Source organism: Gordonia humi (assembly GCF_014197435.1).
GTDB classification, from domain to species: domain Bacteria; phylum Actinomycetota; class Actinomycetes; order Mycobacteriales; family Mycobacteriaceae; genus Gordonia; species Gordonia humi.
In genome coordinates, this window is the sequence record NZ_JACIFP010000001.1 from 2,053,644 (window position 1) to 2,079,147 (window position 25,504).

Below are 25,504 nucleotides of genomic sequence, written 5' to 3' on the forward strand. Positions count from 1 at the left end.
GAGAGTTTGCGCGCGTGCGGTGATCGGGCACAGTGGTTCCCTGTGAGTTCCAGCAAGAAGGACCGTCGTCGCACACCCCCGCCCGACCCGGAGCCGCTGCCCGGTCTGATCGACGCCCACACCCACCTCGCGGCCTGCGGCGGGCGCACCGCCGAGGACGTCCGCGCGATCCTCGACCACGCCGAGGCGGTCGGCGTGTCGCAGGTGGTGACCGTCGCCGACGACATGGTCGACGCCCGCTGGGCCGTGGCGGCCGCGCACTGGGACGCTCGCGCATTCGCGGCGGTGGGGCTCCATCCGACGCACGCCGCCGACCTCGACGACGCGGCCCGCGCCGAACTGGAGGAGATGTCCGGCGACGAGCGGGTCGTCGCCATCGGCGAGACCGGCCTGGACTACTACTGGACGACGCGCTCGTACGACTGCGCCGACCCGGCGGTGCAGCGCGACGCGTTCGCCTGGCACATCGACCTGGCCAAGCGGACCGGCAAGGCGTTGATGATCCACAACCGGGAGGCCGACCGCGACCTGCTCGACGTCCTCGCCGCCGAGGGGAGCCCGGAGACCGTGGTGATGCACTGCTTCTCCGGCGACCGCGCGATCGCGGCCGAATGCGTCGACCGCAACTACTACTTGAGCTTTTCCGGCACTGTGACGTTCGGCAACTCGGACGAGTTGCGTGCCGCGGCCGACATCACCCCGGCCGAGCTGATGCTGGTGGAGACCGATGCGCCCTTCCTGACCCCGCATCCCTACCGTGGCCAGCCGAATCAGTCGTATTGCGTGCCGTACACGGCTCGGGTTCTGGCCGCCGTCAAGGGGCTCGACGAGCAGGAGACGGCGCGGATTCTGGGGGCGAACGCGCGGCGTGCGTACTCGTTGCCGTTGCGCTGACAGCACCCTTTTCGTTACCGTATCGTGATCCCGCAACTGATCAGGATGAATGAACCTTGTCTGTTTTCACTCGTATCAACGCGTCAACGTCCATGCGTGCCCGCCTCGCGGTGGGGGCTGTGGCCTCCACCGTCGCAGCAGGCGCCGTCACCGGTGCCGTCATGCATCGCGAAGTGACGCTCGCCGTCGACGGTGAGCAGACCACGGTCAGCACCATGGCGTTCTCCGTCGAAGGCGTTCTGAAGGAGAACGGTGTGGAGCCGGTCGGTGGCGACCTCGTGAGCGCACCGCTGGCGAGTTCGCTCAGTGACGATCAGACCATCACCGTCGATCGCCTCAAGCAGGTCAAACTGGTCGTCGACGGCAAACCCGAGGTCGTCACGACCAATGCCTCCGACGTCCGTCAGGTGCTCGCCGAACAGGGCTTGAGCACCAGCAAGGTGGACGATCCGCTCGACGCTCCGCTGCCGGTCGACGGTGCCGACCTCGACGTCACCCTGCCCAAGCGCGTCGTGCTGCACGACGGCGGCGACGTCTCGCGGCCGACGATCGCCGCGAAGACCGTCGGCGATCTGCTCGCCGAGGCCGGCGACCCGCTCGAGTCCACCGACACGGTGGTTCCCGCCGCGACCACGCCGGTCGCCAAGGACATGGTCATCAAGGTGACCCGCGTCCGGACCGAAGAGGTCACGGTCGACGAGGCGGTGAAGTCGCCGGAGATCGAGAAGAAGGATCCGAAACTCATCAACGGCAAGCGTGAGGTGATCGAGAAGGGCACCCCGGGCAAGTCGAAGGTCACCTACAAGGTCACCAAGCGCAACGGCAAGGTGGTCAAGAAGGAGAAGGTCTCCGAGCAGGTCCTGACGAAGCCGACCGCGAGCACCGTCCGCGTCGGCACCAAGCCGGGCGCCCCGGACGTCCCGTTCGGCGTCTGGGACCGTCTGGCCCAGTGCGAGTCGACCGGCAACTGGGCCATCAACTCCGGCAACGGCTTCTACGGCGGCATCCAGTTCGACCAGAACACCTGGGACCGCTGGGGCGGCCAGGAGTACGCGCCGCGCGCCGACCTCGCCACCCGCGAGGAGCAGATCGCGATCGCCAAGAAGACCCAGGCGGCACAGGGCTGGGGCGCCTGGCCGTCGTGCACCTCGCAGCTGGGCATCGGCTGACGCCTATTCTTGGCGGTATGCCTCCTCGACTCCTCGGTCCCGCCGAGATCCGCGCGCTCGCCGCGGAGTTGGACGTCCGGCCCACCAAGACACTGGGTCAGAACTTCGTCCACGATGCGAACACGGTGCGTCGCATCGTCACCTCGTCCGGTGTCGGCGCCGACGACGTGGTCCTCGAAGTGGGGCCCGGACTCGGGTCGCTGACTCTGGCACTGCTCGGTGAGGCGGGGCGCGTCGTCGCGGTCGAGATCGACTCCAAGCTGGCCGCCCGGCTGCCGCGGACCGTCGCCGATTTCGCGCCCGAACAGCGCGGATCGCTCGACGTGGTGACCGCCGACGCGCTCACTGTGACCCCTTCCGACCTGCCGGCGACGCCCACCGCGCTGGTGGCGAACCTGCCGTACAACGTCGCCGTTCCGGTGCTGCTGCATCTCATGGCCCAGCTCCCGACGCTGCGCACCGCGCTGGTGATGGTGCAGGCCGAGGTCGCCGACCGCCTCGCGGCGACCCCCGGAGGCCGTATCTACGGTGTGCCGAGCGTCAAGGCGCGCTACTACGGCGACGTCACGCGCGCCGGGTCGATCGGCAAACACGTCTTCTGGCCCGAGCCCAAGATCGAGTCGGGTCTGGTCCGTATCGAACGGACCGACCGGTTCGGGCTCGACGAGGACCGTCGTCGTCGCACGTTCGCGGCGATCGACGCCGCATTCGCTCAGCGACGCAAGACCATGCGTTCGGCGCTGGCGGTCTGGGCCGGCAGTCCGGTGCGCGCCGAGGAACTGCTGCGCGCCGCCGACATCGACCCGCGGATCCGCGGCGAGCGCCTCGAGGTGGACGACTTCGTGCGCCTCGCCGACGTCGCCGCATCGGCGGATATCATCGAACGATGATGATCGGCGGTGCCACCGCACGAGTCCCCGCGAAGATCAACCTGCATCTGGGCGTGGGACCGCTGCGCGACGACGGGTTCCACGAACTGTCCACCCTGTTCTGCGCCCTGGGCATGCACGACGATGTGACCGTCCGTCCGGCCGAGGAGCTGACGGTGACGGTGACCGGCGAGAATCGTCGTGCCGTGCCGTCGGATGCGTCGAATCTCGCGGCGAGGGCCGTCGTCGCCCTGGCGGATCGGATCGGGCGGTCGCCCGACGTCTCGATCACCATCGACAAGCACATCCCCGTCGCGGGCGGCATGGCGGGTGGATCGGCGGACGCGGCCGGTGCATTGATCGCCGCGGCGCGTCTCTGGCGCGTCGACCGCGATCAGGTCGACCTGCACGAGATCGCCGCCGAACTCGGATCGGACGTGCCGTTCTCGCTGACCGGCGGCGCGGCACTCGGCACCGGTCGCGGGGAGAAGCTGCTGCCGGTGCTGCACCGCGGCGAGTTCCACTGGGTCCTCGCGGTGTCCGGGACCGGACTGTCGACGCCGGACGTGTACCGCGAGTTGGACCGGCTCCGCGCGGCGGGCGACCGCACCACCGACGCGGGAACCGCGCGTCCCGACGGGTTGATGGTGGCCATCGCCTCCGGTGACGTCCGCGCGGTGGCTCCGCTGCTCCACAACGATCTGCAGCCCGCGGCGCTCTCGCTGCGGCCGCTGCTTCGTCGCACGCTCCGCGCGGGCACCGAGGCCGGAGCCCTGGCGGGCATCGTCTCGGGTTCGGGACCGACGTGCGCCTTCCTGTGCGCCGACGCCGCTGCCGCGGTGGACGTCGCCGCGGAGCTGTCCGGCTCCGGCGTCGCCAAGGCGGTACGGACCGCGTCCGGTCCGGTCGCGGGCGCCCGACTGGTGCCCCACTGACGTTCCTACGCCCTCGCACCGATCTCACCACCCACAACCGTCACACGACACAGAACGGAACCCATGGCCTCGGTCAACAACGGCACCAACACCTCACTGATCACCGCGGAGAAGATCAGTAAGAGCTTCGGGATCAAACCGCTGCTCGACGAGGTGAGCGTCGGCGTCCACGAGGGCGAGCGGATCGGCGTCGTCGGACTCAACGGAGGCGGTAAGACCACGCTGCTGGAGATCATCGCGGGCATCACCGAACCCGATGAGGGACGGGTGTCCCGCGTCGGGGGCGCCGTGGTCGCCACGGTCACCCAGCGCGGGGAGATGCCTGCCGATCACACGGTGGCCGATGTCGTGGTCGGGGTCGGGGTGGCCGAACACGAGTGGGCCGCGGACGCGAAGATCCGCGGCATCATGGAGGGCATCGGTGTCGACGAGATCCTCGACCGCAAGGTCGACGAGCTCTCGGGCGGGCAGCGTCGTCGCACGGCGCTCGCGGCCGCGCTGGTCACCGACGCGGACCTGCTGATCCTCGACGAGCCGACCAACCACCTCGACATCGAGGGCGTGCACTGGCTGGCCGAGCACCTGAGCAACAGGCGCAGTGCGCTGATCGTCGTGACGCACGATCGCTGGTTCCTCGACACCGTCGCCACCCGTACGTGGGAGGTCCACTCCGGCCGCGTCGACGAGTACGAGGGCGGCTACAACGACTGGGTCTTCGCCCGCGCCGAACGCGCCCGACAGGCCGACGCCGCCGAGGAGCGCCGCCGCAACCTGGCCCGCAAGGAACTCGCCTGGCTGCGCCGCGGAGCACCCGCGCGCACGTCCAAACCCAAGTACCGGGTGGAGGCCGCCGAGAAGCTGATCTCCGACGTCCCGCCGCCCCGCGACTCGGTCGCGCTCTCGGCGTTCGCCAAGCGTCGACTCGGCCGTGTCGCGATCGAGCTGGAGAACGCGCAGTTGCGCACGCCCTCGTCCGACGATCGGCCCGGCCGCGTGCTGTTGGAGGACACGACGTGGCGGTTGGCGCCGGGGGAGCGGGTCGGTCTGGTCGGTGTGAACGGCTCAGGCAAGACCACACTGCTTCGCGCGCTCGCCGGCGACGCATCGGTCGAGCCCGGCAAGCGCATCGAGGGCAAGACCGTATCGATCGGTTGGCTGCGGCAGGAACTCGACGACCTCGACGAGTCGCTCCGGGTGCTCGACGTGGTCGAGAGCGTCGCGGGCCACATCATGCTCGGCGACAAGGAGCTCTCGGCGAGCCAGCTCGCCGAACGCCTCGGCTTCTCGCCGGCCCGCCAGCGGACTCCGGTCCGCGACCTGTCCGGTGGCGAGCGTCGTCGCCTGCAGTTCACCGTCGTCCTGATGGGCGAACCCAACGTCCTGTTGCTCGACGAACCGACCAACGACCTCGACATCGACACCCTCCAACAGGTCGAGGACCTCCTCGACTCGTGGGCGGGCACCCTCGTGGTGATCAGTCACGACCGCTACCTGATCGAGCGGATCTGTGATTCGACGTGGGCGCTGTTCGGCGACGGGAAGCTCACCAACCTGCCGCGCGGCATCGAACAGTATCTGGAGCGACGTGCGCGGGACGCGCAGAAGCCGACCAAGTCGGCGGTGCGACCGGCCGAGGCCACGGCCGCCGCGGACGAGGCGAAGGTCTCCGCGGCCGAGCATCAGGCCGCGCGCAAGGAGTTCAACGCCGTCGAGCGGAAGATGGAGAAGCTGTCCGGGCAGATCTCGACGCTGCACGAGCAGATGGCGGCGCACGACCAGAGCGACTACACCGGCCTCGGTGAGCTGACCGAGAAGGTACGGGCCGCCGAGATCGAGAACGAACAGCTCGAGGAGCGGTGGCTGGAGTTGTCGGAGATCATCGGCTGACGGCGCCACCCGGCGAAGCACGCGTGTACGTGGACATCGCCGGTAGCCGCTCCGGTCGCTCGCCGCGCCGGACGACGGCGCGGCGAGCGCAGGGGAGTCGGATCAGAGGAACGAGTCCTCACGAGTCAGACCGTAGCGGGGGTGTTCGCCGACGATCGACTCGAAGATGCCGTAGCCGGTCGCATCGCCCTCCTTGGTTCGGATCACGCAGTCGCGAAGCTGGTGCGCCTCGTCGATCGTCTCCCGTCGTGTCATGTCCTCGTACCGTTCACCGGCGGTGTGGTCGACACCGTGCCACATGCCGTGGCGATCGCCCTTGAAGCCGAAGTACAGGGCGGTTCCGAGATGGAATCCGGTGTCGGACACCGGCTCGATCTCGATGGTCCGCTTCTCACCCCACCCGGCGTCGAAGGTCATCGTGCCGCCGAGGAGGCGTCGGGTGGCCGGATCGTACTTCAGGTCGTCGACGCATCCGTGCAGCGGTTCCTGCCTGCCGTCCGGGTAGTTGACGAACCCTGAGAAGTAGTGCACCTCGCCGTCGACCCACTGGAGGTAGTGGTGGATCTCGTATGGATCGCTCCCGTCGGCGGGTTGAAAGTACATCGGACTCCAGGTGAGCAGGAAGTCCTCGTTCATCCTGTTCGGCGCCTTGACGTCCGGCGCCGGTTCGCCGACGTCCATCCGGACGCCCCACGAGCGGTCTCGGTAGCCGAGCCACGTCTCGTCGGTGATCTCGGTCCGTTCGCCGTCGATCTCCAACCACCCGGAAACAGTGCACAGCTGGTGGAAACGGCGCAGGTCGGAGGCCACCCGGAAGCCGTCGGACCCGCGTTGCGCGTCCTTGCGCTCCAGGAACGGCGGCAGCACGGCGGTGAGCGTGACGTCGAAACTGATCGGCTGCACGTCGTTGGCGCGCAGCACGGCGCGCACCTTGTTCATCGGCTCCACGACCTCGTAGTCGATGGGTCCGACGCCCACACGACTGAAGTCGGTGTCCAGTTCGGTGCTGGCACGCACGGTGATCTGCTCGACGCCCCGGGAGACGCCGGCGAAACCGTCGATCACATTGCGGTTGTGATATTTGCCGATGCCGAAGTCGATCTGTACGGAGCCGTCGCGGGCGAACAGCGACAGCCAGACCTTCTCCGTCCACGAGATGTCGGCGTTGGAGACGGTGGCGAAGGTCTCGGGGGTCTGATGGACGAGGTACTCGTCGGCGGGGACGACGACCTGCATGATTTGGCGCATGGGTGTTCCTTTCGGGAGGTCTCGGAGTCGAGTCGTGAGTCAGCGGGTGGCGCTGAAGGCGCTCGGTCGGTCGTGCCCGACGAGCGCACCGCCGAAGATCGCGGCGGCCTGGTCGTCGTCCCCGAGCGGTTCGGGGAACAACGCCATGGTGGCGGGGGAGATCTGCCAGTCGATCGCGTCCTCGACTCCGGCGACCCGAGCGAACGGGCGCAGCCCCCAGGTGTACATGCGGGTCGCGGACAGGATCCGGTCGTCGCGGCCCATGTCGCTGAACGTCTGATACAGCTTCAGGTGCTCTTCACCGATACGGCCGGCGAGGTCGGGCCATTCGCTCGGCGTGAGGACTCGACTGGAGCCGTCCGCGTAGCGCGCGATGACCGACGCCGAGGTCACGGTCGACAGGAAGTTCTCCGGCTCGGTGAACGTGGTGCCCCAGTCGTTGATCTCGAACTCGCGGAATCCCTCGGTCGGGAACGACAGCACGAGCGTCACCCCGGCTACGCCGGGATCGCACTCGGCCGCCCACGGATACGAGAACTGCCCGGAGTCGAGGCTGAGGAAGTCGCGCACGAGCGTCGCGCGACCCGGCTCCTCGGGATACGGTCCGTTGTCGCAGATACCGACGCGCGAGTCGGTGAAGTACATGAAGCAGTACCCGGACAGCGCCGCATTCAGTTGCCGCAGCGCGCGATTCGCGTCGTCGTCGAGAGGTGCGATGCGGGAGCGGAGCGATGCCACGTCGGCCGCGGGGAGGAAGCGGTTGGTGAAGCCCGCGTCCTTGTAGTCGAGTGTTCCGTCCCCGCGATGTGCCAGTGCCAGTCGCCGCCAGAAGTCCAGCACGGTCGCGACGTCGTCGAGGGCCTCATCGGGGGCGAGTCTGCCCATCGAGATCAGCAGCTCCCGTCCGCACAGGTAGTGGTAACCGACCATCCAGATCCACAACGGGCTGATCTGCCCGGCGTGGCGTAGCCGCGCGCCGATCTCCTCGGCGGACAGCGCCGCGTCGATGGCGCGAACTCGGACCGGATAGCTGTGGAAGTCCTCGACCACCGACATCGACATGTACGGCATCATCGGGAAGATCTCCGAGGTGAAGTCCGAACGCCGTGTCATCTCCGGTTTGAACGACCGACCCATGTGACTGATCAACTGGTCGAGTCGGTCTCGGGTCAGCTCCTGTCCGAACAGGGCGGGCAACGCGAGCTCGTCGACTGAGGCCGGGAACGGTTTGCGGCCTATCTCGTCACCGGCCGCGTCCACGTAGTCCCACCAGTCGGTCGCCGGATCGCCGGAAGTCCGCGCGGTGCGCGGTCGGTCGGCGGCTGCCGCGTTCCCGGTCGGCACCGTCGAGCTCGTCCCGCCGGTCTCCGGAGCCTCAGGCGGTGTCGGCGGTGCGACCGCCGACTCGTCGCGGCCGGATGTCAACCATCCGTCGCCCGAGCTCGCCGCGCGTAGCGTCACCTCGTCGCCGTCGGCGGGACGCCAGCCGTCGAACTCCACGGACAGCAGACAGGGCACCTCGTACTCGCGCGAGACGATCGCCAGATGCGAGCGGGTGGTTCCGGACTGGCAGACGATGCCGCCCAGACGTCCCAGAACCGGGGAGGAAGGTGGTGCCGCCCGATTCGACGAGTGCGATCACCTCGTCGAGGTCGTCGCCGAAGGCGTCTATCACGTCCTGTGGGCTGCTGAACGTGCGTATCCGGCCGCTGCGCGCCCCGAAGTCGTACGAGCTGATGCCGGCGGCCGCCTTCTCCGACGTGGTCATCGTGCGCCCCCGATCGGCCGGAAACAGCTGTCTCGGTCGGGAGGCACGAAGATCCCGCCGATCAAGCCGAGCGCCACATCGGGATCACTGAATCGCTCGTACGAGTCGGCGACCGACTCACTGACCGACCAGTCGATGTCGTCGTAGCACCCGGCGATGCGCGCCCACGCCTTGAGCTTCCAGCTGTACATCTGGGTGGCGTACAGATTGCGTTCACGCGCGGGCGTCTCGGCGAGTCGTGCGTAGAGTGCGCGGTGCGCCGTGCGGATGTGTGCGGTCATCTCCGTCACGTCGGTGTGCGACAGGGGCCGCAGCCGACCGTCGCGGACCGCGAACACGCGGGCCGCGAGCACGTCTGCCAGATAGTCGTCCGGTTTGAACCAGGCGGTGCCCCACACGTTGTTGTCCATCGAGACCGAGTCCGGCAGCCGGTACGCCAACACGAAGTTGTGCTCGGGCAGAGTCTCCCGGATGCCGTCGAGCCAGGGGAAGTCGCCGACTCCGTCACAGGACAGTTCCCGCAGGGCGACGAACGTGCCGTCGCCGAGGTCGTACGGACCGGTGTCGCAGACCGCGGTCCGGGCATCGCAGTTCTCCAGGAACGCGTACGCGGTGAGGCGCGCTGCGAACTTGCGGATGGTCGCGGTCGCGGCGGCGTCCACCGGCTCGAGCTGGTCGACGATGTTCGCGAGGAGGTCGCCGTCGACGATGTGCGAGCTGTTCGCGGGATCGGCGTCCATGTTGTAGAGGACGCCGTCGGTGCGCATCGCGATGGTGGCACGGCGCCAGAACCGCAGCACGGTGAGTTGGTCGTCGAGACCCTGTGCGGCGTCGTTCTCGCCGAGGTCGACGAACAGTTCGCGGCCGGTCATGTAGTGCAACGGCATCGCGGCGAGATTGATGAAACTGCGCTTGGAGCCGATCGGCAGTCCTGCGGCCACGATCTGTTCGGGTGTCGCGTGCGCGGCGATGGTGCGCAGCCGGTCCGGCACTTTGAGGTAGTCCTCCATCATCGACATCACGATGTAGGTGTTCATCCCGAAGAGTTCGGATTCGAAGACGGTGCGCAGTGCCAGCTCGTTCTTGTACGCACGACCGCCCTCGTCGATGAGCTGATTCCACTCCTCGAGGGTCGGCTCGTAGTCGGGATCGGTGAGCAGTCGCGGGTGCGTCACGGCGGTCATGCGGTCACCGCCGATTCGACGACGTCGATCGTCGCGGTCTCCGAGTCGGTCAGGCCCAGCCGGACCCGGGCTCCGTCGGGGATCTCACCGGCGATGGACGCGACGAGTACGCACGGCACCGCGGATTCACGCGACAGGATCGCCAGGTGTGATTCGCGGCTGCCCGCGGTGCAGACGATCGCCTTCAGATCGGGAAGGATCGGCGACAGGAACGTCATCCCGCCCTTGTGGACGAACGCGATCGTGTCGTCGAGGTCGTCGTCGTCGATCTCGAGCACGTCAGTACGACTCGATCCTGTCGGTGGGACCCGCCGACGGCGGCGGGACCCTCGTCGTATGGACCGCGGCGTTGTCGGCGGACGAGTCGGTGATCGCGATGGTCGAGTCGATGTACGACGGCGGGCTTGCGGAATTGACGTCGACGGCTGCTCGGGGCTTCGGTGCGCACGCGGACTAGCGTGAACACCATGTCGTACATCCGCACCGCCGTGCAGAACGGTATCGGGGAGATCGTCCTCGACCGACCGAAAGCCCTCAACGCACTCGACCAGAGCATGATCGACGACCTCCACGACACCCTCACCGCGTGGGGTGACGACGATGCGGTCGACACCGTGCTCGTCACCTCCGCGAGTGACCGCGCCTTCTGCGCGGGCGGCGACATCCGGGCCGTCCGCGACAGTGCCGTCGCGGGCGACGCCGCGGCGGTCACGAAGTACTTCGCGAGCGAGTACCGCGTCAATCAGCTGATCGCCGAGTATCCGAAGCCGTACGTCGCCCTCGTCGACGGCGCCGCGATGGGCGGCGGCCTGGGCATCAGCGTGCACGGCGAGATCCGCGTCGTGACCGAGAAGGCGCTCATCGCCATGCCGGAGACCGCCATCGGTTTCGTCCCGGACGTCGGCTCGAGCTACTTCCTGCCCCGACTGCCTACGGGTGTCGGCATGTGGCTGGGCCTGACCGGCGCCCGGCTGCGCGGCGCCGACGCCGTCGCGGTGGGGCTCGCCACGCACTTCGTTCCCTCCGATCGAATCGAGAGGGTCGCCGAGACGATCCGCTCGGGCGCGGGCATCGCGGCCGCGCTGGCCGATCACCGTGATCCGGTGGAGGCGACGCTGCCGCTGCGCAAGATCGCCGACTACTTCGGCGACACCAACGTCGAGGGGATCGTCGGCGGTCTGCGCGGAGCGGTCGGCGACGAGTGGGCGGAGGAGATGCTGGCCCTGCTCGGTGCGGGGTCGCCGACCAGCTTGTTCGCCACCGCGCGCCTCATCGAACTGGGCGAGTCGTCGTCGCTGGCCGAATGTCTCGAGCGTGAGCTGTCGACCGCGGAGAAGATCACCGCCCACCCGGACTTCGCCGAGGGCGTCCGCGCGGTACTCGTCGACAAGGACCGCGACCCGTCGTTCGCTCCGGCGACGATCGAGGAGGTCTCGGCGGCGTCGATCGCGGACCTGGTGGGGTAGCGGCCGGACTCCTCCGCTACGCCTGTACCTCGAATCGCCCGGACAGACGCGCGGTGGCCGGCGGCGCCGTCGGGGTCGGTGCTTCGTCGTAGGGGACGTCGTCGGACGGGGCGAAGGGGTTGGCGTCGTCGGCGACTGCCTCCGGGCAGTCGAAGCGGCCGGCCGCGGCGGCGGCGCCGACCCGGGTGAGGGTGAGCGAGCAGGCGGTCGCGGAGTAGTAGAGGCCGTCGACGGAGACGCCGACCCGCGCCGGAATCGGCGCGGTGAGCTTCGGCGCCGGAGGCGATCCGGGCACCCGGCCTCCCGTGAGGGCGGAGGCGAGGAACTCGAACTGGCCGCCCTCACCGTCGGTGCCTGCGAAGGTGAACAACAGGGTGTCGGGCGGCACCTCGACCGAGGGGTTGCCACTCTTGGCGAATTCGACGCACCTCGCCTCTGCGTCGGTCGGCTCGACGCGGATGCGCATGGTTCCGCGCGTGTAGCGCAGTCCGTAGGCGCTGCGGTCGACGTCGCCGACAGGTGTCGGAGCGTCGCAGCGCGCCGGATCCAGACGCGGGGCGTCCGCGCGTTCGGGGACGTGCTGGTCGCCGGACGACGCGCATCCGCCGACGAGTAGTGCGGCGGCGGCGACGCCGACCGCGTACCGGGCGTGCACGTCAGTCGGCGGCGGCGACGAGGGGCTCCAGCAGAAGGTCCTTGTGCTCCTTCTCGATGTACTGCAGTCGCCACTTGTCGCTGAAGAGGGCGAGGATCGCGCCGTCGCTGCGGGTGAAGACTTCCACACCGCGCTGCTTGCCGAGTTCGGGAGCGCTCGCGTCGTCGGTGCGGCGGGCCAGCGAATAGCCGAGCGGCTCGATGATCGTGTCGACGTTGAACTCGGCCTTCATCCGGGCCGTGACCACCTCGAACTGCATGGGGCCGACGGCGGCCAGCACCGGTGACGCGTCGCCGCGCAGGTCGTTGCGGAGCACCTGGACCACGCCCTCGGCGTCCATCTGGTCGATGGCCTTGCGGAACTGCTTGTACTTGTCGGCGGTCGTCACCCGCAGCGCCGAGAAGTGCTCGGGTGCGAACGACGGGATCGGCGGATACTGCACCTTCGGATCCAGGTACAGGGTGTCGCCGGGTGCCAATGCCATCGCGTTGACCAGACCGACGACGTCGCCCGGGTACGCGGTGTCGACGGTGGCACGGTCGCGGCCGAACACGGCCTGCGCGTACTTCGTCGCGAACGGTTTACCGGTCTGGGCGTGCGTGACGACCATGCCGCGCTCGAACTCGCCGGACACGATGCGCATGTAGGCGAGGCGGTCGCGGTGCGAGGAGTCCATGCCCGCCTGCACCTTGAACACGACGGCGCTGAACGGATCGGTCACCTCGCGCGTCTCATCGTCGATGCAGACGCGTCCGCGCGGCGGGGGAGCGAACTCGACGAGGGCCTCCAGCAGTTGGCGGACGCCGAAGTTGAGCATGGCCGAGGTGAAGATCATCGGCGAGGTCTGACCGGCCAGGAACATCTCCTGGTCGTGATCCTGGCCGAGTTCGCCTAGCAGTTCGCTCTCCTCGACCGCGGCCTCCCAGGCGTCGCCCTCCGATGCGGCGGCGGCGTCGGCGTCGAGCAGTTCCTCGGGGGCGATCTTGGCGCCGCCCGCGGTGCGCGTGAACTTGATGAACCGCCCGGTGCGTCGGTCCAGGAGTCCGCGGTAGTCGCCCGCGATGCCGACCGGAACGTACAGCGGAGTCGGGATGAGGCCGATGCGCTCGCTGATCTCGTCGATCAGCTCCAGCGGCGTCTGGCCGGGGCGGTCCCACTTGTTGATCACGGTGATCACCGGGATCCCGCGATGGCGACAGACCTGGAACAGCTTCAACGTCTGCGGCTCCAGGCCCTTCGCGGCGTCGATCAGCATGACGGCCGCGTCGACGGCGGTCAGCACGCGGTAGGTGTCCTCGGAGAAGTCCGAGTGACCGGGCGTGTCGACCAGGTTGATGACGTGCGGCCACTCCTTGTCGTCGTCGGTCGCCTCGCACGCGTAGTTGAACTGGAGGGCCGTCGAACTGACCGAGATGCCTCGCGCCTTCTCCATCTCCATCCAGTCGGAGACGGTGGATCGTCGCCCGCCCTTGCCGTGCACGGCGCCCGCTTCGCTGATCATGCGCGCGTGCAGCGCCAACGCCTCGGTCATCGTCGACTTACCCGCGTCCGGGTGGGAGATGATGGCGAACGTACGACGGCGCTGCACTTCACGGGAGATGACGTCAGAACTCACCCGTCTACGCTATCGGGCCGCAGGTCGCTGCGGCAAAAGCGAGGCGCGTCGCGCGCTGCGGCCGATGCCATCGGCGTGTCGTGGAACCGACCCGCGGCGGCGTGCGTCTGACCTTGCATGAAGGACTCGGGGATCTACACGCGGAAGCAACTGCAGGCACGCGACTACACCGACGCCGACCTTCGACGGGCGGTCGCCTCCGGTGATCTGATCCGGCTCAGATCCGGGTGGTTCGCGGCTCGCGTCCACGACGCGACGGCGGCCATGGCCGTCCGCGACGGCGGAGTGCTCGCCTGTGTTTCGGCGTTGACCTTCTACGGGCTCTGGGTGCCTCCCGGCTCCGTCCACGACCTGCACCTGAGACGGAGTCCCGGCATGTCGGGCAAGACCTGCGCGTGTCGTCCGTTCCACGGGCCGGTTCGAGAGACCGTCGAGGCGGTCGATTCGATTCCTCTGGCCCTGAAGTACGGGGCTCGCTGTATGGGCGTCGACGAGTGGATCGCCGTCTGCGATTCGTACCTGAACACGACTCGAACGAGCATCGAGGATCTGATCACGGCGATGGGCGAGGTCGGGGCGACCGTCTGCGACCTGGCGTACCGGACCGATCCCCGATCGCAGTCGGGCACCGAGTCCATCGTCCGGGTTCGTCTCCGTGCTCTCGGGTACGACGTGGTGGTCCAGCCGCGCATTGCTGGAGTCCAGTGGTCGGACCTCCGGGTGGGAACGTTGATCCTCGAGTGCGACTCGGTCCTGCACCACGCGTCGCGCGAAGACTATGAACGCGACCATCATCGCGATCGTCGGGCCCTGGTCGACGGGTGGCTGACCATGCGCCTCACCTACGACGACATCGTGTACGGGTGGGCGGAGACGCTGGCGGACATCCGCGCGATCACGCAGGCTCGTCGGAACCGGCCGCGAAGCCGTCGTGATCGTGCGATGGTCCTGAAATCAGTCCGCTCGTCAGCCGCTTTGGACGAATAGTCCAGACAAGGCGATGAGCCGACGGATTTCAGCAGAACTCGATCACCGGTCCCGATCGGGCCGTGCTACTCGAACGGGATCGGCGGCATCTTGACGACCTGGGCGGCATAGCTCAGGCCTGCACCGTAGCCGAGGAGCAGAGCGGTGTCACCGGGTTTGGCGGCGCCGGTGGAGAGCATCTCCTCCATGGCCAGGGGGATCGACGCGGCCGACGTGTTGCCGGTGTGTTCGATGTCGCCGGCGACACGCGTGGTCTCCGGGAACTTGAGGCTCTTCGCGAGCAGCTCGTTGATCCGCGAGTTGGCCTGGTGCGGAACGAAGACGTCGACCTCGCTCGCGTCCACCTTGGCGACGTCGAGGGCGCGCTGGGCGGCCTTGCCCATCTCGAATGCGGCCCAGCGGAACACCGCGGTGCCCTGCAGGCGGATGTACGGGCGCGCGGTGTGATCGTCGCCGTCGAGATAGGTGAGCCAGTCGATGTCCTGGTGGATGGCGTCGAACTGGGTGCCGTCGCTGCCCCACACCACCGGGGCCAGACCCTGCTGCTCGGTCGGTCCGACGACGACGGCGCCCGCGCCGTCGCCGAAGATGAAACAGTTGCCGCGGTCGGTCATGTCGAGGGTCACCGAGAGCTGCTCGGCTCCGATCACCAGGACGTGGCTGGCGCTGCCACCCCGGACCATGTCGGCGGCCAGTGCCATCGCGTAGCCGAAGCCCGCGCAGCCGACCGTCACGTCGAACGCCGGGACACCGTTCGCGCCGAGTTCGGTGGCGATCTTCACCGCGCCGGCGGGGGTCTGGAGGAGGTGGGTGTTGGTGGCCAGGATGACCGCGTCGATGTCCGATCCGGACAGGAGCGCGTTCGCGATCGCGGTGCGGCCCGCATTGACGCCCATTTCGACGACGGTCTCGTCGCGGCGGGCGAAGCGTCGGGACTTGATACCGGTCCGCGTGTAGATCCACTCGTCCGACGAGTCGATGTTCTCGCAGATCTCGTCGTTGGTGACGACGCGTTCGGGTCGGTATGCACCGATGCCGAGCATTCCGATGTTCTTGATACCGACGGCTTCGTTCAGTTCCACCATGGACGATGTCCTCTCCAGTCCTGCGTCTGTACTCCATACGGTCTCATGCACAGCGGCCTACCGGGAAGTACCGGATACCGTAACGGGTATGTCTGCAGGAACGACGCGGCTGTTACTTCTGGGTGCCGTGAGCCTGTTCGAGCCCGTGAACGGATACCAGATCCGTCGCGAGCTCCTGTCGTGGCGGGTCGACGAGTGGGCCAGCATCCGCCCGGGCTCGATCTATCACGGGTTGCGCGCACTCGCCGGGCAGGAACTGCTCACCGCGACCACGATCGACGACGACGGCCGCGACGTCGTCGTCTACGAGATCACGCCGGAGGGGCGATCGAGGATGGAGACGATGATCGTCGACGCCATCGAGTCGGTGAACGTCTTCGATCGTCGGGCGTTCCTGGCCGCGTTCAGCCTCCTCCCGACGCTCGCCGAGGAGCAGGCGCGTGCGTCGCTGACCAATCGTCGCGCCGCGCTCGTCGACGGGCTCGCCGAACTGGTCGCCGGGCAGTCGAACGAGTACGCGCCGCCGCACGCCCGCCGCACCCTCGACTTGTGGACGCGGCTCGCGTGGACCGAACTGACCTGGCTCGACGGTGTCTTCGCCGAGTGGGAGGGCGGCGACCTCCGCGCGACGTTCCATCATTCCTGGGCGCCTCCCGCCGACGATCCGGGCACCGAGATGATCGCGGAGCGCGAGCGCTATCTTCGTGCGCTGGGACGGTCGTGACCCCGGCATCGATGTCGGACCCTCGTGATATCTCTGTTGACACGTTTGAATGACGACCATCACACTGATCGTATTCAAATTTGAACACAGCTCATCATTCGAAGGGGGACACCTCGCATGATCCATGCCAGAGGACTCGCCGCGACGTTCACCACGGGTCGCGGCAAACAGACCAGGGAGGTCCGTGCCGTCGACGGCGTCGATCTCGACATCGCCGAGGGGGAGGTGGTGGGCTTCCTCGGCCCGAACGGCGCGGGAAAGACCACTACGCTCCGCATGTTGACCACGCTCCTGCGGCCCACCGCGGGTACGGCGACGGTGAACGGATACGACGTCCTCACCGAGTCGGTTCAGGTGCGCCGCAGCATCGGTTACGTCTCCCAGGCCGGTTCGACGTTCTCCCAGGCGCTCGCCGGCGACGAGGTCAGCGACCACGGGCAGCTCTACGGGATGTCTCGACGCGATGCGATCGCCCGTGGCAAGGAACTCTTCGAGCACCTGCAACTCGACGGACTCTGGGACCGGATGCCCAAGAACATGTCCGGCGGACAGAAGCGTCGCCTCGACATCGTCATGGGACTGGTCCATGATCCGTCCCTGGTGTTCCTCGACGAGCCGACCACCGGCCTCGACCCACAGGCGCGTGCCAACCTGTGGGAGCACATCGCTCGTCTGCGCACCGACCGTGGCGCGACCGTCTTCCTCACCACGCACTACCTCGACGAGGCGGATGCGTTGAGCGATCGGATCCTGATCATCGACAACGGCCGCATCGTCGCCGCCGACACTCCGGAGAACCTGAAGTCGCAGGTGTCCGGCGACCTGATCCGCCTCGAGTTCGACGACCACGCCGACGTGCCGGCCGTTGCGTCGATCCTGGAGTCGGTCGGCACCGACGTCGAGGTCGACGAGGCGACGGTCAGCGCACGAGTGCGCGGATCGGCGCGCGTGGTCCCCGGCCTGCTGCGCGACCTCGAATCGCGCGGTGCGGTTCTGGCCGGCATCGAGATCGTCAAACCCACGCTCGACGACGTGTTCCTGACCCTGACCGGCAGATCGTTGCGCGACGACACGCCGACCGAGACCGAGAAGGAGGCCGTGTGATGGCATTCGCCACCGAGTCGTACGTCGTGTTCCGCCGACAGCTGCGGATGAACCTGCGCAACCCGGCCTGGGTGCTGATCGGCATCATGCAACCGGTCATGTACCTGCTGCTGTTCGGTCCGTTGCTCAAACCGTTGGTCAGTCAGTTCCCCGGGGCGGGCGACAACGCCTACACCTTCTTCGTGCCGGGACTACTCGTCCAGCTCGGCATCTTCGGCGCGATGTTCGCCGGCTTCAGCCTGATCGGCGAGTGGCGTGAGGGCGTCATCGAGGCCGAGCGCGTGACTCCGGCCAGCCGTACCGCGCTGCTGTTCGGCCGTATCCTGCGCGACCTGCTGCAACTGCTGGTGCAGGCGCTCATCCTGATCGGACTCGGCTATGCGATGGGCATGCGCGGCGGACTCGGCGGTGTGCTCGTCGGACTGATCATCACGCTCCTGGTCGGTGGAGCGTGCGCGGCGGCTTCGAACGCGTTGGCGCTCACCACCAAGAGCGAAGACGTGATGGCGCCGGTCATCAACATGGTGATGATGCCGATTCTGCTGCTCTCGGGCATCTTGCTGCCGATGACCATCGGGCCGCAGTGGCTCCAGCGGATCAGCGACTTCATCCCGTTCCGGTGGATCACCGACGCCGTCCGCAGTTCGTTCCTCGGCGATGTGGTGAATTCGCAGGTCGGCTGGGGCCTGCTGGCCGCTGTCGTCCTCGGCGCCCTCGGAACATGGTGGGGCACCGCGGTGTTTCGCAAGGAGAACGCGTAGGGGCGGTGATCAGGCGATGTTCCGCTACGCCAGCCGCAGATGCGTGGCGAGCGGGCCGACGGGTTGGTCGGCGAGTCCGTCGAAGCTTGTGATCGTCGGGGCGGGGGGCAGCGTGACGACGCCGCCCGCATAGCTCAGTCCCGCACCGAATCCGAGGAGCAGAGCGGTCTGCCCGCCCTGAGCCTTGCCGGTCGCCAGCATCTCCTCGATGGCGAGCGGGATCGACGCCGCCGAGGTGTTGGCGGTGTTCTCGATGTCGTTGGCCATCGGCAGTTCGTCGGCGAAGCCCAGGTTCTTCTTCATCAGGTCGTTGATGCGGGCATTGGCCTGATGCGGAACGAACACCTCGATGTCCTCGATGCTCGCGCCGGAGATCGCCAGCATGTTGCCCAGCGCCTTCGGCAGGGTGATCGCGGCCCAGCGGAACACGGCCGGACCGGCCATGCTGATCACCATCCGGCCCACCGGATCGGTCTCGGGGTCCTTGCCCTGGTACTCGACGGCGCGTGCCATGTACGAGACGGTGTCGAAGTTCTGGATGATCGCGTCGGCATTCTGACCGTCGCTGCCCGAGACCATCGGCGACATCCCGTTGGTCTCGCTCGGTCCGACGACCACCGCACCCGCACCGTCGCCGAAGATGAACCCCGTGGACCGGTCGGTCACATCGAGTCCCACCGACATCGTCTCGACGCCGATCACCACGACGTACGTGGCGCTGCCCGCGCGGATCGCGTCGGCGGCCACCCCGAGCGCATAGCCGAAGCCGCCGCAACCGGCGGACACGTCGAACGCCGAGACGCCGTTGAGACCGATGTCGTCGGCCACGAGCGGAGCGCCGTGCGGAACGTTGTACGGCCAGCTGCTGGTGGCCAGGATGACCATGTCGACCTTCTCCCGGTCGACGCCGGAGTTGTTGATCGCACGGTCGGCCGCGGCCGCAGACATGCTGCGGATCGACTCGTCGCCGCTGATCCAGCGGCGCGCGCGGATGCCGCTGCGCTCGTGAATCCACTGGTCCGACGAGTCCAGGACGGTGCAGAGTTCATCATTGGTCACCAGGCGTGCAGGTCGATACGCGCCGATGCCCAGCATCGCCACGTTCTGATGTCCCGACGGAGTCGCCAGTGTCGCCAAGTCGCTGTCCTTCGCTGTCTTCCCGCCACCACACTCCGGGCGGGGTCTGGACGGATTCTACGTCTGCCGTTCTCGTCGGGTCGGGCCAGGCATGTCGTGGCGGGGTTCGCGGGCCCGCAGCGTGATCAGTCCGCCGGCCGCCGAGAGCGCGAACGACGCCACGAACATCAGCCAGAACCCGCCGACGGCTGCGACGAGGCCGGCGCCGATCATCGGCCCGAGGAGTTGACCGAGGGCCGCCGCGACGTTGACGATTCCCAGATCGCGACCGTGGTCGCGTTCGCGGGGCAGGACGTCGGTGGCGAACGCCAACCCGGCGGTGGAGAACGCGCCGTAGCCGACACCCATCACCGCGGCCGCGATCATCGCCGCCACGAACGTCGGGTCGACGAGGACCACCAGTCCCGACAGCGACTGGAACAGTGCTGCGAGCACAGTCAATCTGCGACGGTGCCCGTACCTGTCGGCGATCGTGCCGGACACGATCGAGGCGATGACGACGAAGATCGTGTACACGACCACCAGGATCAGCAGGTTGTCCTCGGCATCGGTGTCGGACTGGCCGAGACCGTACATGAGGAAGAACAGAAGCAGCGACGTGATCAGCGCGTTGCCGATGTTGGCCACGAGACGGCCGGTGAGCATCCAGGCGAAGTCGCTGTCGCGCAACGACGCCCACACGCGGGTGGGATCGGCGGGCCGCACGTCGGCGGCGGGCGCCGCCGGATCCGGCAGTCCGAACGCCGCCCAGGTGCCGACGGCGCCGATCAGCACCGCGAGAAGCAGATAACCCGGAAGCACGCCGAGCCCGAGCATCACGACGGTGCCGACACCGAGGACGATGCCCAACGCCTGCGACGAACCGACGGCGGCAGAGGCGGCGCCGCGTCGTTCGAGGGGGAGTTGGTCGGCGATCAGCGCGGTGAACGCCGCCGATGCGACGGCCACGCCGACACTGACCCCGATCCAGGCCAGCGCGACGAGCGCGGGCCTGTGCGCGAAGCCGGTCAGGACCAGTGAGACCGCGGTGAGCCAGGTGCCGGCGAGCGCCCAGATGCGACGTCGACCGCCGAACGCCGCGGGCATGCGCGTGCCGTCGGTGCGGTCTGAGAACGCGCCCGACGCCGGTCCCGCTATCACGCCGGCCAGGCCGCCGATCCCGAGGATCACACCGGACACCACGACGCCGCGGATCCACTCGTCCCCGCCGTCGGAGAGCTGATCGTCCAACTGGAGTGGAAGGAGCAGCTGCAACGGGGTCAGCTGGACCATCCAGATGACGAGCCAGACCAGCGTGAACAGGGACAGCCAGCGGCGGCCGCCCGGCGTCAGGCCCGTCACCGGCGGTTCTCGGCGATCACCGCGCGGTACCAGTCGTAGGAGGATTTCGGAGTCCGCGTGCCGGTCGCGAAGTCGACGTGGGTCAATCCGAATCGTTGCGTGTAGCCGTCGGCCCACTCGAAGTTGTCCAGCAGCGACCACACCGTGTACTCGTCTATCCGCACACCCGCGTCCATCGCCTCGGCCACTGCACGGAGGTGCCCGTCGAGGTACGAGATGCGGTCGACGTCGTCGATCGGAGACGAGCAGACGTCGGGTTCGGGGAACGACGCTCCGTTCTCACTGATCACGATCGGCGGCAGATTCTCGTAGCGAGTCGCGAAGTCGACGAGCAGATCGCGCAGGGCGGCGGGCACGATGGGCCATTGCTCGCCGAAGCCGGTGACCGGTGCACCGGGCGTGGGCACCATCTCGAACGGGATCGGGATGTCCGGGGCCGGTGCGGTCACCGTCGTCGGATTGTAGAAGTTGACGCCGTAGAAGTCCGGTGGCGTCGAGATGATCTCCATGTCACCGTCGCGGACGGGGATCCGCGTGTCGATACCGGGCAGATCGGGATACGTCCCGGTCAGGATCGGATCGGCGAACATCCGGTTGTGGATCGCATCGTAGGCCGCGGCGGCCGCCGCGTCGGCGTCGGTGTCGTGCAGTCGCAGGACGCGCGTGTGGTTGTTGGGCAGTCCGACGGCGGTGGCGCCGTGTTCGCGCAGTACCCGCATCGCGTGCCCGTGCGCGAGCAACTGGTGGTGCGCTGTGCTCAGCGCGTCGAACAACAGGAACTCGCCGGGTGCCAACTCGCCCACCGCATAGCCCTGCAGAGTGGTCATCGCAGGCTCGTTGACCGTGTACCAGTCGTGCACTCGATCGCCCAGACGCGCGGCGACGAGTTCGGTGTACTCGGTGAATCGGGCGACGGTGTCGCGCTCGGTCCAGCCGCCCGCCTCATGAAGCGGGATCGGCAGATCCCAGTGATACAGGGTGGGGAAGGGGGTGACTCCGGCGTCGAGGAGGTCGTCGACGAGTCGGGAGTAGTAGTCCAGACCGGCGGTGTTCACCCGACCCGAGCCGTCGGGCTGCACCCGCGTCCATGAGATGGAGAACCGGTAGCGGTCGACGCCCAGCCCGGCGAGGAGGGCCACGTCGTCGGCCCATCGGTGATAACTGTCGGCGGCCGGGTCGGCGGTCGCGCCGTCGACGACCTTGCCGGGAGTGTCGACCCAGGCGTCCCAGACCGACCGGCCTCGGCCGTCTTCGGTGCGGGCGCCTTCGATCTGGAACGCGGCGGTCGCCGTGGACCAGCGCAGCGGCTGGGGAAGTGCTGGGACGTCAGGCATGCGGCGTCGACTCCTTCGACCTCGACAATGTTGATCGATCGATCAACAAGTGATCGGCATCATCATCGCCGATGTCGCCGCCGCGCGGGCCGACTCCGTGAAATCGGTGGTGACTACCAGGCGTGCACGGTGTTCTGCGCGGCTTCCAGACCCTGCTTCACCAGGAGTTCGGCGGCGTCGACGCCGTTCGCGATCAGGAGTTCCACCTCGGCCTTCGCGGCGGCCGGAAACGTCTTCAACACGAAGTCTGCCGGATCCTGCCTGCCCGGCGGACGGCCGATGCCGAGCCTCACGCGGAGATAGTCGCGCGTACCGATCGCCGAGGTGATCGATCGCAGACCGTTGTGTCCGCCTTCGCCGCCGCCGCACTTGAGCCGCACCTGACCGAAGTCGATGTCGAGTTCGTCGTGCAGCACGATCAGATCCTCGGGCCTCACCGAGTAGTACGCGGCCAGCGGGCCGATCTGTCGGCCCGTCACGTTCATGTAGGTGCGCGACTTCGCGACCGTCACCGGCTCGCCGCCGATGCGGACGGTCGCGGTCTCGGCGCCGGAACGCTTGTGCACCGAGAACTTCTCGCCGTACGAGAAGACCAGGCTGTCGGCGACCATGGCCCCGATGTTGTGCCTGGTCTTCTCGTAGGTTGGACCGGGATTGCCCAGTCCGACGATGAGCTTCACTTACTCGGCTGCGGCTTCTTCGGCCTCGGCCTCGTCCTCGTCGTCCTCGACAGCGACGACCGTGGCCTCGTTGACGGCGACGACAGCGTACTCGGCCGGGGTCACCAGGGTGACGCCGTCCTGCAGGTTCAGATCGCCGGCGGTGACCAGGGTGCCGGCCGGAGCGTTCTCCAGGTCGACCACGATGTTCTCCGGGATGTGCAGAGCCTCGGCCTCGATCTCCACCGAGCCGAGCTCCTGCACGATCAGGGTGCCGCCCATCGGGGTGCCCTCGACCAGGACCGGAACGTCGACGATGACCTTCTCGCCGCGACGCACGACGAGGAAGTCGACGTGCTCGATGTAGTCGCGCAGCGGGTGGATGTCGACCTGGCGGGTCAGAGCGAGCTGCTTGCTGCCTTCGATGTCGAGGTCGATGACGGCGTTGAGGCCGTTGTTACGCAGGATCGCGTTCAGCTCGAGGCGGGGGAGCAGCAGGTGCTTCGGGTCGGTGCCGTGGCCGTAGATGACTGCGGGGACCTGGCCCTCGCGACGAGCGCGGCGGGCGGCACCCTTGCCGCGACCGGTGCGGATGGCAGCGGCGATGGACGGAGTGGTGTCCGACATGTGTGACCTCCAATGGGTTTCGATTGCTTCTGCGCCACGACGACGCAGCGTCGACAGGCAGAACCCGATCACCGAAACGGCGGAGGTGTCCGCAGTCGCGCCGATAACGGTGATCGCTCACCCTCGCCGAGACAACGGGATGCAGCTTACCATGTGGGCATGACGTCACAGAATCCGGTTGACCTGGTCCGACACTTTCTCACCGGTCTCGCCACCGGCGACGTCGACGGCGCCCTCGAGGACGTCGACGACGCGATCGTCTACACGAACGTCTCGCTGCCGACTGTCCGGGGCAAGGCGAAGTTCGGCGCGATCATGCGCGGGCTCGGCCGACCGGGCCTCGGGTTCGACGTGCAGTTCCTGGCGATCAACGCCGCCGACGACGGCGTGGTCCTCACCGAACGCATCGACGAGCTCGCGGTGGGGCCGGTGCGCATCCGTTTCTGGGTGTGCGGCCGCTTCGAGGTGCGGGAGGGGCGGATCACCGTGTGGCGCGACTACTTCGACTTCTTCGACGTGACCAAGGGCCTCGTGCGCGCCGTTCTCGGCGTCGTGGCGCCGCCGCTCAACCGGAAGATCGACGGCGTCGGCTGAGCCCGGCCTCCGCCGTCGAGACCGCTACAGGATCTCGTCGACGCTCTCGATCGGTCGGGCCAGGCGGGTGCCCTTGGCGGTCACCACGAACGGGCGCTCCACCAGGACCGGGTTCGCCACCATCGCGTCGAGGATCGCGTCCTCGGACGCATTCGCGAGGTCGAGTTCGGTGTAGAGGGACTCACGCTTGCGAACCGCTCGGCTCGGGGTGAGTCCCGCGTCGGCGAAGAGCTTCTCGAGCTGCTCGCGGGTCCAGCCCTCGGTCAGATACTTGACGACGGTGAGTTCGACGCCCGCGCCTTCGAGCTTCGCCAGGGTCTTCCGGGAGGTCGAACAGCGGGGGTTGTGATAGATCGTTGCGTCCACCGTCCAAACGTACCCCTACGACGATCTCGGCGGTGGGACCGTCGGATCAGCGACGAACGACCCCCGAGGGCGCCGTCCGCCGGGCCCTCGGGGGTCGCTCCCCGGAATACGAGACTGCTATGCGTTGCCGTTGAACAGGCTGGTGACCGAGCCGTTCTCGAAGACCTCACGGATGGTCTGGGCGAGCAGCGGCGCGATCGAGAGAACCGTGAGGTTCTCGAACCGCTTGTCCTCACCGATCGGCAGCGTGTCGGTGGCGATCACCTCGCGCGCACCGCAGTTCGCGAGGCGCTCGGCCGCCGGATGCGAGAACACACCGTGCGTGGTCGCGATGATGACGTCGCCCGCACCGGCCTCCTTGAGGACGCTGACGGCGCCTGCGATGGTGCCGCCGGTGTCGATCATGTCGTCGATCAGAACGCAGGTCTTGCCCGCCACGTCGCCGACGACGCGGTTCGACTTGATCTGGTTCGGCACGTCGGGGTCACGCGTCTTGTGCACGAACGCCATCGGTGCGCCGTCGAGGGAGTCGGCCCACTTCTCGCCGACCTTGACGCGTCCGGCGTCCGGCGAGACGACACAGATGTTGTCGGTGCCGTACTTGGTGCGGACGTACTCGGCCAGCTGCCCCTGCGCGTGCATGTGGTCGACGGGGCCGTCGAAGAAGCCCTGGATCTGATCGGTGTGCAGGTCGACCGTGATGATGCGGTCGGCACCCGCGGTCTTGAACAGGTCGGCGACGAGGCGAGCCGAGATCGGCTCGCGGCCGCGGTGCTTCTTGTCCTGCCGCGCGTACGGGTAGAACGGCAGGATCGCGGTGATGCGCTTGGCCGATCCACGCTTGAGAGCGTCGATCATGATGAGCGTCTCCATGATCCACTGGTTCATCGGGTACGGGCAGCTCTGCAGGACGAAGGCGTCGCTGCCGCGTACCGAGTCCTCGAAGCGGACGAAGATCTCGCCGTTCGCGAAGTCGCGTGCGGTCTGCGGTGTGATGGGGACGCCGAGCGAGTCGGAGACGGCCTGGGCCAGTTCGGGGTGCGCGCGACCCGCGAACAACATGAGGTTCTTCTGGTTGTCGGTGGTCCAACTCAT

26 protein-coding genes are annotated in these 25,504 nt (G+C 67.9%); 12 read left to right on the forward strand and 14 right to left on the reverse strand.

The features are described 5' to 3' along the window. The first annotated feature begins 42 nt into the window (after positions 1–42). The 5 genes from BKA16_RS09375 (at position 43) to BKA16_RS09395 (ending at position 5,754) form a co-directional block, all read left to right on the forward strand. On the forward strand, positions 43–894 hold the full coding sequence (locus BKA16_RS09375) for a TatD family hydrolase (RefSeq protein WP_343067345.1): 852 nt from the start codon (positions 43–45) through the stop codon (positions 892–894). A gap of 56 nt (positions 895–950) precedes the next feature. After that, entirely contained in the window at positions 951–2,063 is a 1,113-nt protein-coding gene (locus BKA16_RS09380; protein ID WP_246371706.1) for a resuscitation-promoting factor, read from the forward strand. A gap of 17 nt (positions 2,064–2,080) precedes the next feature. Next, a complete protein-coding gene (gene rsmA / locus BKA16_RS09385) occupies positions 2,081–2,953 on the forward strand; it encodes a 16S rRNA (adenine(1518)-N(6)/adenine(1519)-N(6))-dimethyltransferase RsmA (RefSeq protein ID WP_183370403.1) in 873 nt (290 codons plus the stop codon). Beyond that, positions 2,953–3,867 (forward strand): 4-(cytidine 5'-diphospho)-2-C-methyl-D-erythritol kinase, encoded by a 915-nt coding sequence (locus BKA16_RS09390; RefSeq protein ID WP_183372984.1) that lies wholly within the window; start codon positions 2,953–2,955, stop codon positions 3,865–3,867. Before rsmA ends, BKA16_RS09390 begins: the two co-directional genes overlap by 1 nt. A gap of 63 nt (positions 3,868–3,930) precedes the next feature. Further along, a complete protein-coding gene (locus BKA16_RS09395) occupies positions 3,931–5,754 on the forward strand; it encodes an ABC-F family ATP-binding cassette domain-containing protein (protein WP_183370404.1) in 1,824 nt (607 codons plus the stop codon). A gap of 102 nt (positions 5,755–5,856) precedes the next feature. Here the strand turns inward: BKA16_RS09395 and BKA16_RS09400 are convergent, their stop codons facing one another. From BKA16_RS09400 to BKA16_RS09415, 4 genes are all read right to left on the reverse strand, one after another. Further along, positions 5,857–7,002, reverse strand: coding sequence for an Rv3169 family protein (locus BKA16_RS09400; RefSeq protein ID WP_246371709.1), 1,146 nt, complete (start codon positions 7,000–7,002; stop codon positions 5,857–5,859). 39 nt (positions 7,003–7,041) lie between these two features. After that, positions 7,042–8,598 carry a PEP-utilizing enzyme gene (locus BKA16_RS09405; protein ID WP_343067605.1) on the reverse strand — a complete coding sequence of 519 codons (1,557 nt, stop codon included), beginning with the start codon at positions 8,596–8,598 and terminating at the stop codon, positions 7,042–7,044. A gap of 168 nt (positions 8,599–8,766) precedes the next feature. Further along, a complete protein-coding gene (locus tag BKA16_RS09410; protein WP_183370405.1) occupies positions 8,767–9,954 on the reverse strand; it encodes a hypothetical protein in 1,188 nt (395 codons plus the stop codon). Then, positions 9,951–10,232: a PEP-utilizing enzyme gene (locus BKA16_RS09415; RefSeq protein WP_343067346.1), complete on the reverse strand. Its 282-nt coding sequence runs from the start codon at positions 10,230–10,232 to the stop codon at positions 9,951–9,953. The genes BKA16_RS09410 and BKA16_RS09415 overlap by 4 nt, the downstream gene beginning before the upstream one ends. A gap of 23 nt (positions 10,233–10,255) precedes the next feature. On the opposite strand from BKA16_RS09415, the gene BKA16_RS09420 reads away from it, so the two are divergent. Beyond that, entirely contained in the window at positions 10,256–10,411 is a 156-nt protein-coding gene (locus BKA16_RS09420; RefSeq protein ID WP_183373250.1) for an SRPBCC family protein, read from the forward strand. A 10-nt stretch (positions 10,412–10,421) separates the two neighbouring features. After that, positions 10,422–11,420, forward strand: coding sequence for an enoyl-CoA hydratase/isomerase family protein (locus BKA16_RS09425; protein WP_183370406.1), 999 nt, complete (start codon positions 10,422–10,424; stop codon positions 11,418–11,420). A 16-nt stretch (positions 11,421–11,436) separates the two neighbouring features. Here BKA16_RS09425 and BKA16_RS09430 read toward each other — a convergent pair whose 3' ends face one another. Then, the gene (locus tag BKA16_RS09430; protein ID WP_183370407.1) at positions 11,437–12,075 is read right to left on the reverse strand and encodes a hypothetical protein; all 639 of its coding nucleotides are present in this window, start codon (positions 12,073–12,075) and stop codon (positions 11,437–11,439) included. Position 12,076: 1 nt separating this feature from the next. Continuing rightward, a complete protein-coding gene (locus BKA16_RS09435; protein WP_183370408.1) occupies positions 12,077–13,690 on the reverse strand; it encodes a peptide chain release factor 3 in 1,614 nt (537 codons plus the stop codon). Positions 13,691–13,807: 117 nt separating this feature from the next. On the opposite strand from BKA16_RS09435, the gene BKA16_RS09440 reads away from it, so the two are divergent. Then, positions 13,808–14,677, forward strand: a complete 870-nt coding sequence (locus BKA16_RS09440; RefSeq protein ID WP_183370409.1) for a hypothetical protein — start codon at positions 13,808–13,810, stop codon at positions 14,675–14,677. Between the two features lie 65 nt (positions 14,678–14,742). Here BKA16_RS09440 and BKA16_RS09445 read toward each other — a convergent pair whose 3' ends face one another. Next, a complete protein-coding gene (locus BKA16_RS09445) occupies positions 14,743–15,762 on the reverse strand; it encodes a beta-ketoacyl-ACP synthase III (protein ID WP_183370410.1) in 1,020 nt (339 codons plus the stop codon). Positions 15,763–15,850: 88 nt separating this feature from the next. Between BKA16_RS09445 and BKA16_RS09450 the strand changes: the two genes are divergently transcribed. The 3 genes from BKA16_RS09450 (at position 15,851) to BKA16_RS09460 (ending at position 18,351) form a co-directional block, all read left to right on the forward strand. After that, positions 15,851–16,486, forward strand: a complete 636-nt coding sequence (locus BKA16_RS09450) for a PadR family transcriptional regulator (protein ID WP_183370411.1) — start codon at positions 15,851–15,853, stop codon at positions 16,484–16,486. A 117-nt stretch (positions 16,487–16,603) separates the two neighbouring features. Then, the gene (locus tag BKA16_RS09455; protein WP_183370412.1) at positions 16,604–17,590 is read left to right on the forward strand and encodes an ATP-binding cassette domain-containing protein; all 987 of its coding nucleotides are present in this window, start codon (positions 16,604–16,606) and stop codon (positions 17,588–17,590) included. Further along, positions 17,590–18,351 (forward strand): ABC transporter permease, encoded by a 762-nt coding sequence (locus BKA16_RS09460; RefSeq protein WP_183370413.1) that lies wholly within the window; start codon positions 17,590–17,592, stop codon positions 18,349–18,351. The genes BKA16_RS09455 and BKA16_RS09460 overlap by 1 nt, the downstream gene beginning before the upstream one ends. A gap of 24 nt (positions 18,352–18,375) precedes the next feature. Here BKA16_RS09460 and BKA16_RS09465 read toward each other — a convergent pair whose 3' ends face one another. From BKA16_RS09465 to BKA16_RS09485, 5 genes are all read right to left on the reverse strand, one after another. Further along, entirely contained in the window at positions 18,376–19,488 is a 1,113-nt protein-coding gene (locus tag BKA16_RS09465) for a beta-ketoacyl-ACP synthase 3 (protein ID WP_183370414.1), read from the reverse strand. Positions 19,489–19,545: 57 nt separating this feature from the next. After that, on the reverse strand, positions 19,546–20,829 hold the full coding sequence (locus tag BKA16_RS09470) for an MFS transporter (RefSeq protein ID WP_343067348.1): 1,284 nt from the start codon (positions 20,827–20,829) through the stop codon (positions 19,546–19,548). Next, on the reverse strand, positions 20,826–22,163 hold the full coding sequence (locus BKA16_RS09475) for a GH1 family beta-glucosidase (RefSeq protein WP_183370415.1): 1,338 nt from the start codon (positions 22,161–22,163) through the stop codon (positions 20,826–20,828). Before BKA16_RS09475 ends, BKA16_RS09470 begins: the two co-directional genes overlap by 4 nt. Before the next feature lie 113 nt (positions 22,164–22,276). After that, a complete protein-coding gene (gene pth, locus BKA16_RS09480; RefSeq protein WP_183370416.1) occupies positions 22,277–22,843 on the reverse strand; it encodes an aminoacyl-tRNA hydrolase in 567 nt (188 codons plus the stop codon). Next, entirely contained in the window at positions 22,844–23,449 is a 606-nt protein-coding gene (locus tag BKA16_RS09485; protein ID WP_183370417.1) for a 50S ribosomal protein L25/general stress protein Ctc, read from the reverse strand. It abuts the gene before it with no gap. Positions 23,450–23,608: 159 nt separating this feature from the next. Between BKA16_RS09485 and BKA16_RS09490 the strand changes: the two genes are divergently transcribed. Continuing rightward, positions 23,609–24,043, forward strand: a complete 435-nt coding sequence (locus BKA16_RS09490) for a limonene-1,2-epoxide hydrolase family protein (RefSeq protein WP_183370418.1) — start codon at positions 23,609–23,611, stop codon at positions 24,041–24,043. Positions 24,044–24,067: 24 nt separating this feature from the next. Here the strand turns inward: BKA16_RS09490 and arsC are convergent, their stop codons facing one another. Together arsC and BKA16_RS09500 are read right to left on the reverse strand one after the other, a co-directional pair. Then, a complete protein-coding gene (gene arsC / locus BKA16_RS09495; protein ID WP_183370419.1) occupies positions 24,068–24,409 on the reverse strand; it encodes an arsenate reductase (glutaredoxin) in 342 nt (113 codons plus the stop codon). Between the two features lie 117 nt (positions 24,410–24,526). Further along, positions 24,527–25,504, reverse strand: a complete 978-nt coding sequence (locus BKA16_RS09500; RefSeq protein ID WP_183370420.1) for a ribose-phosphate diphosphokinase — start codon at positions 25,502–25,504, stop codon at positions 24,527–24,529.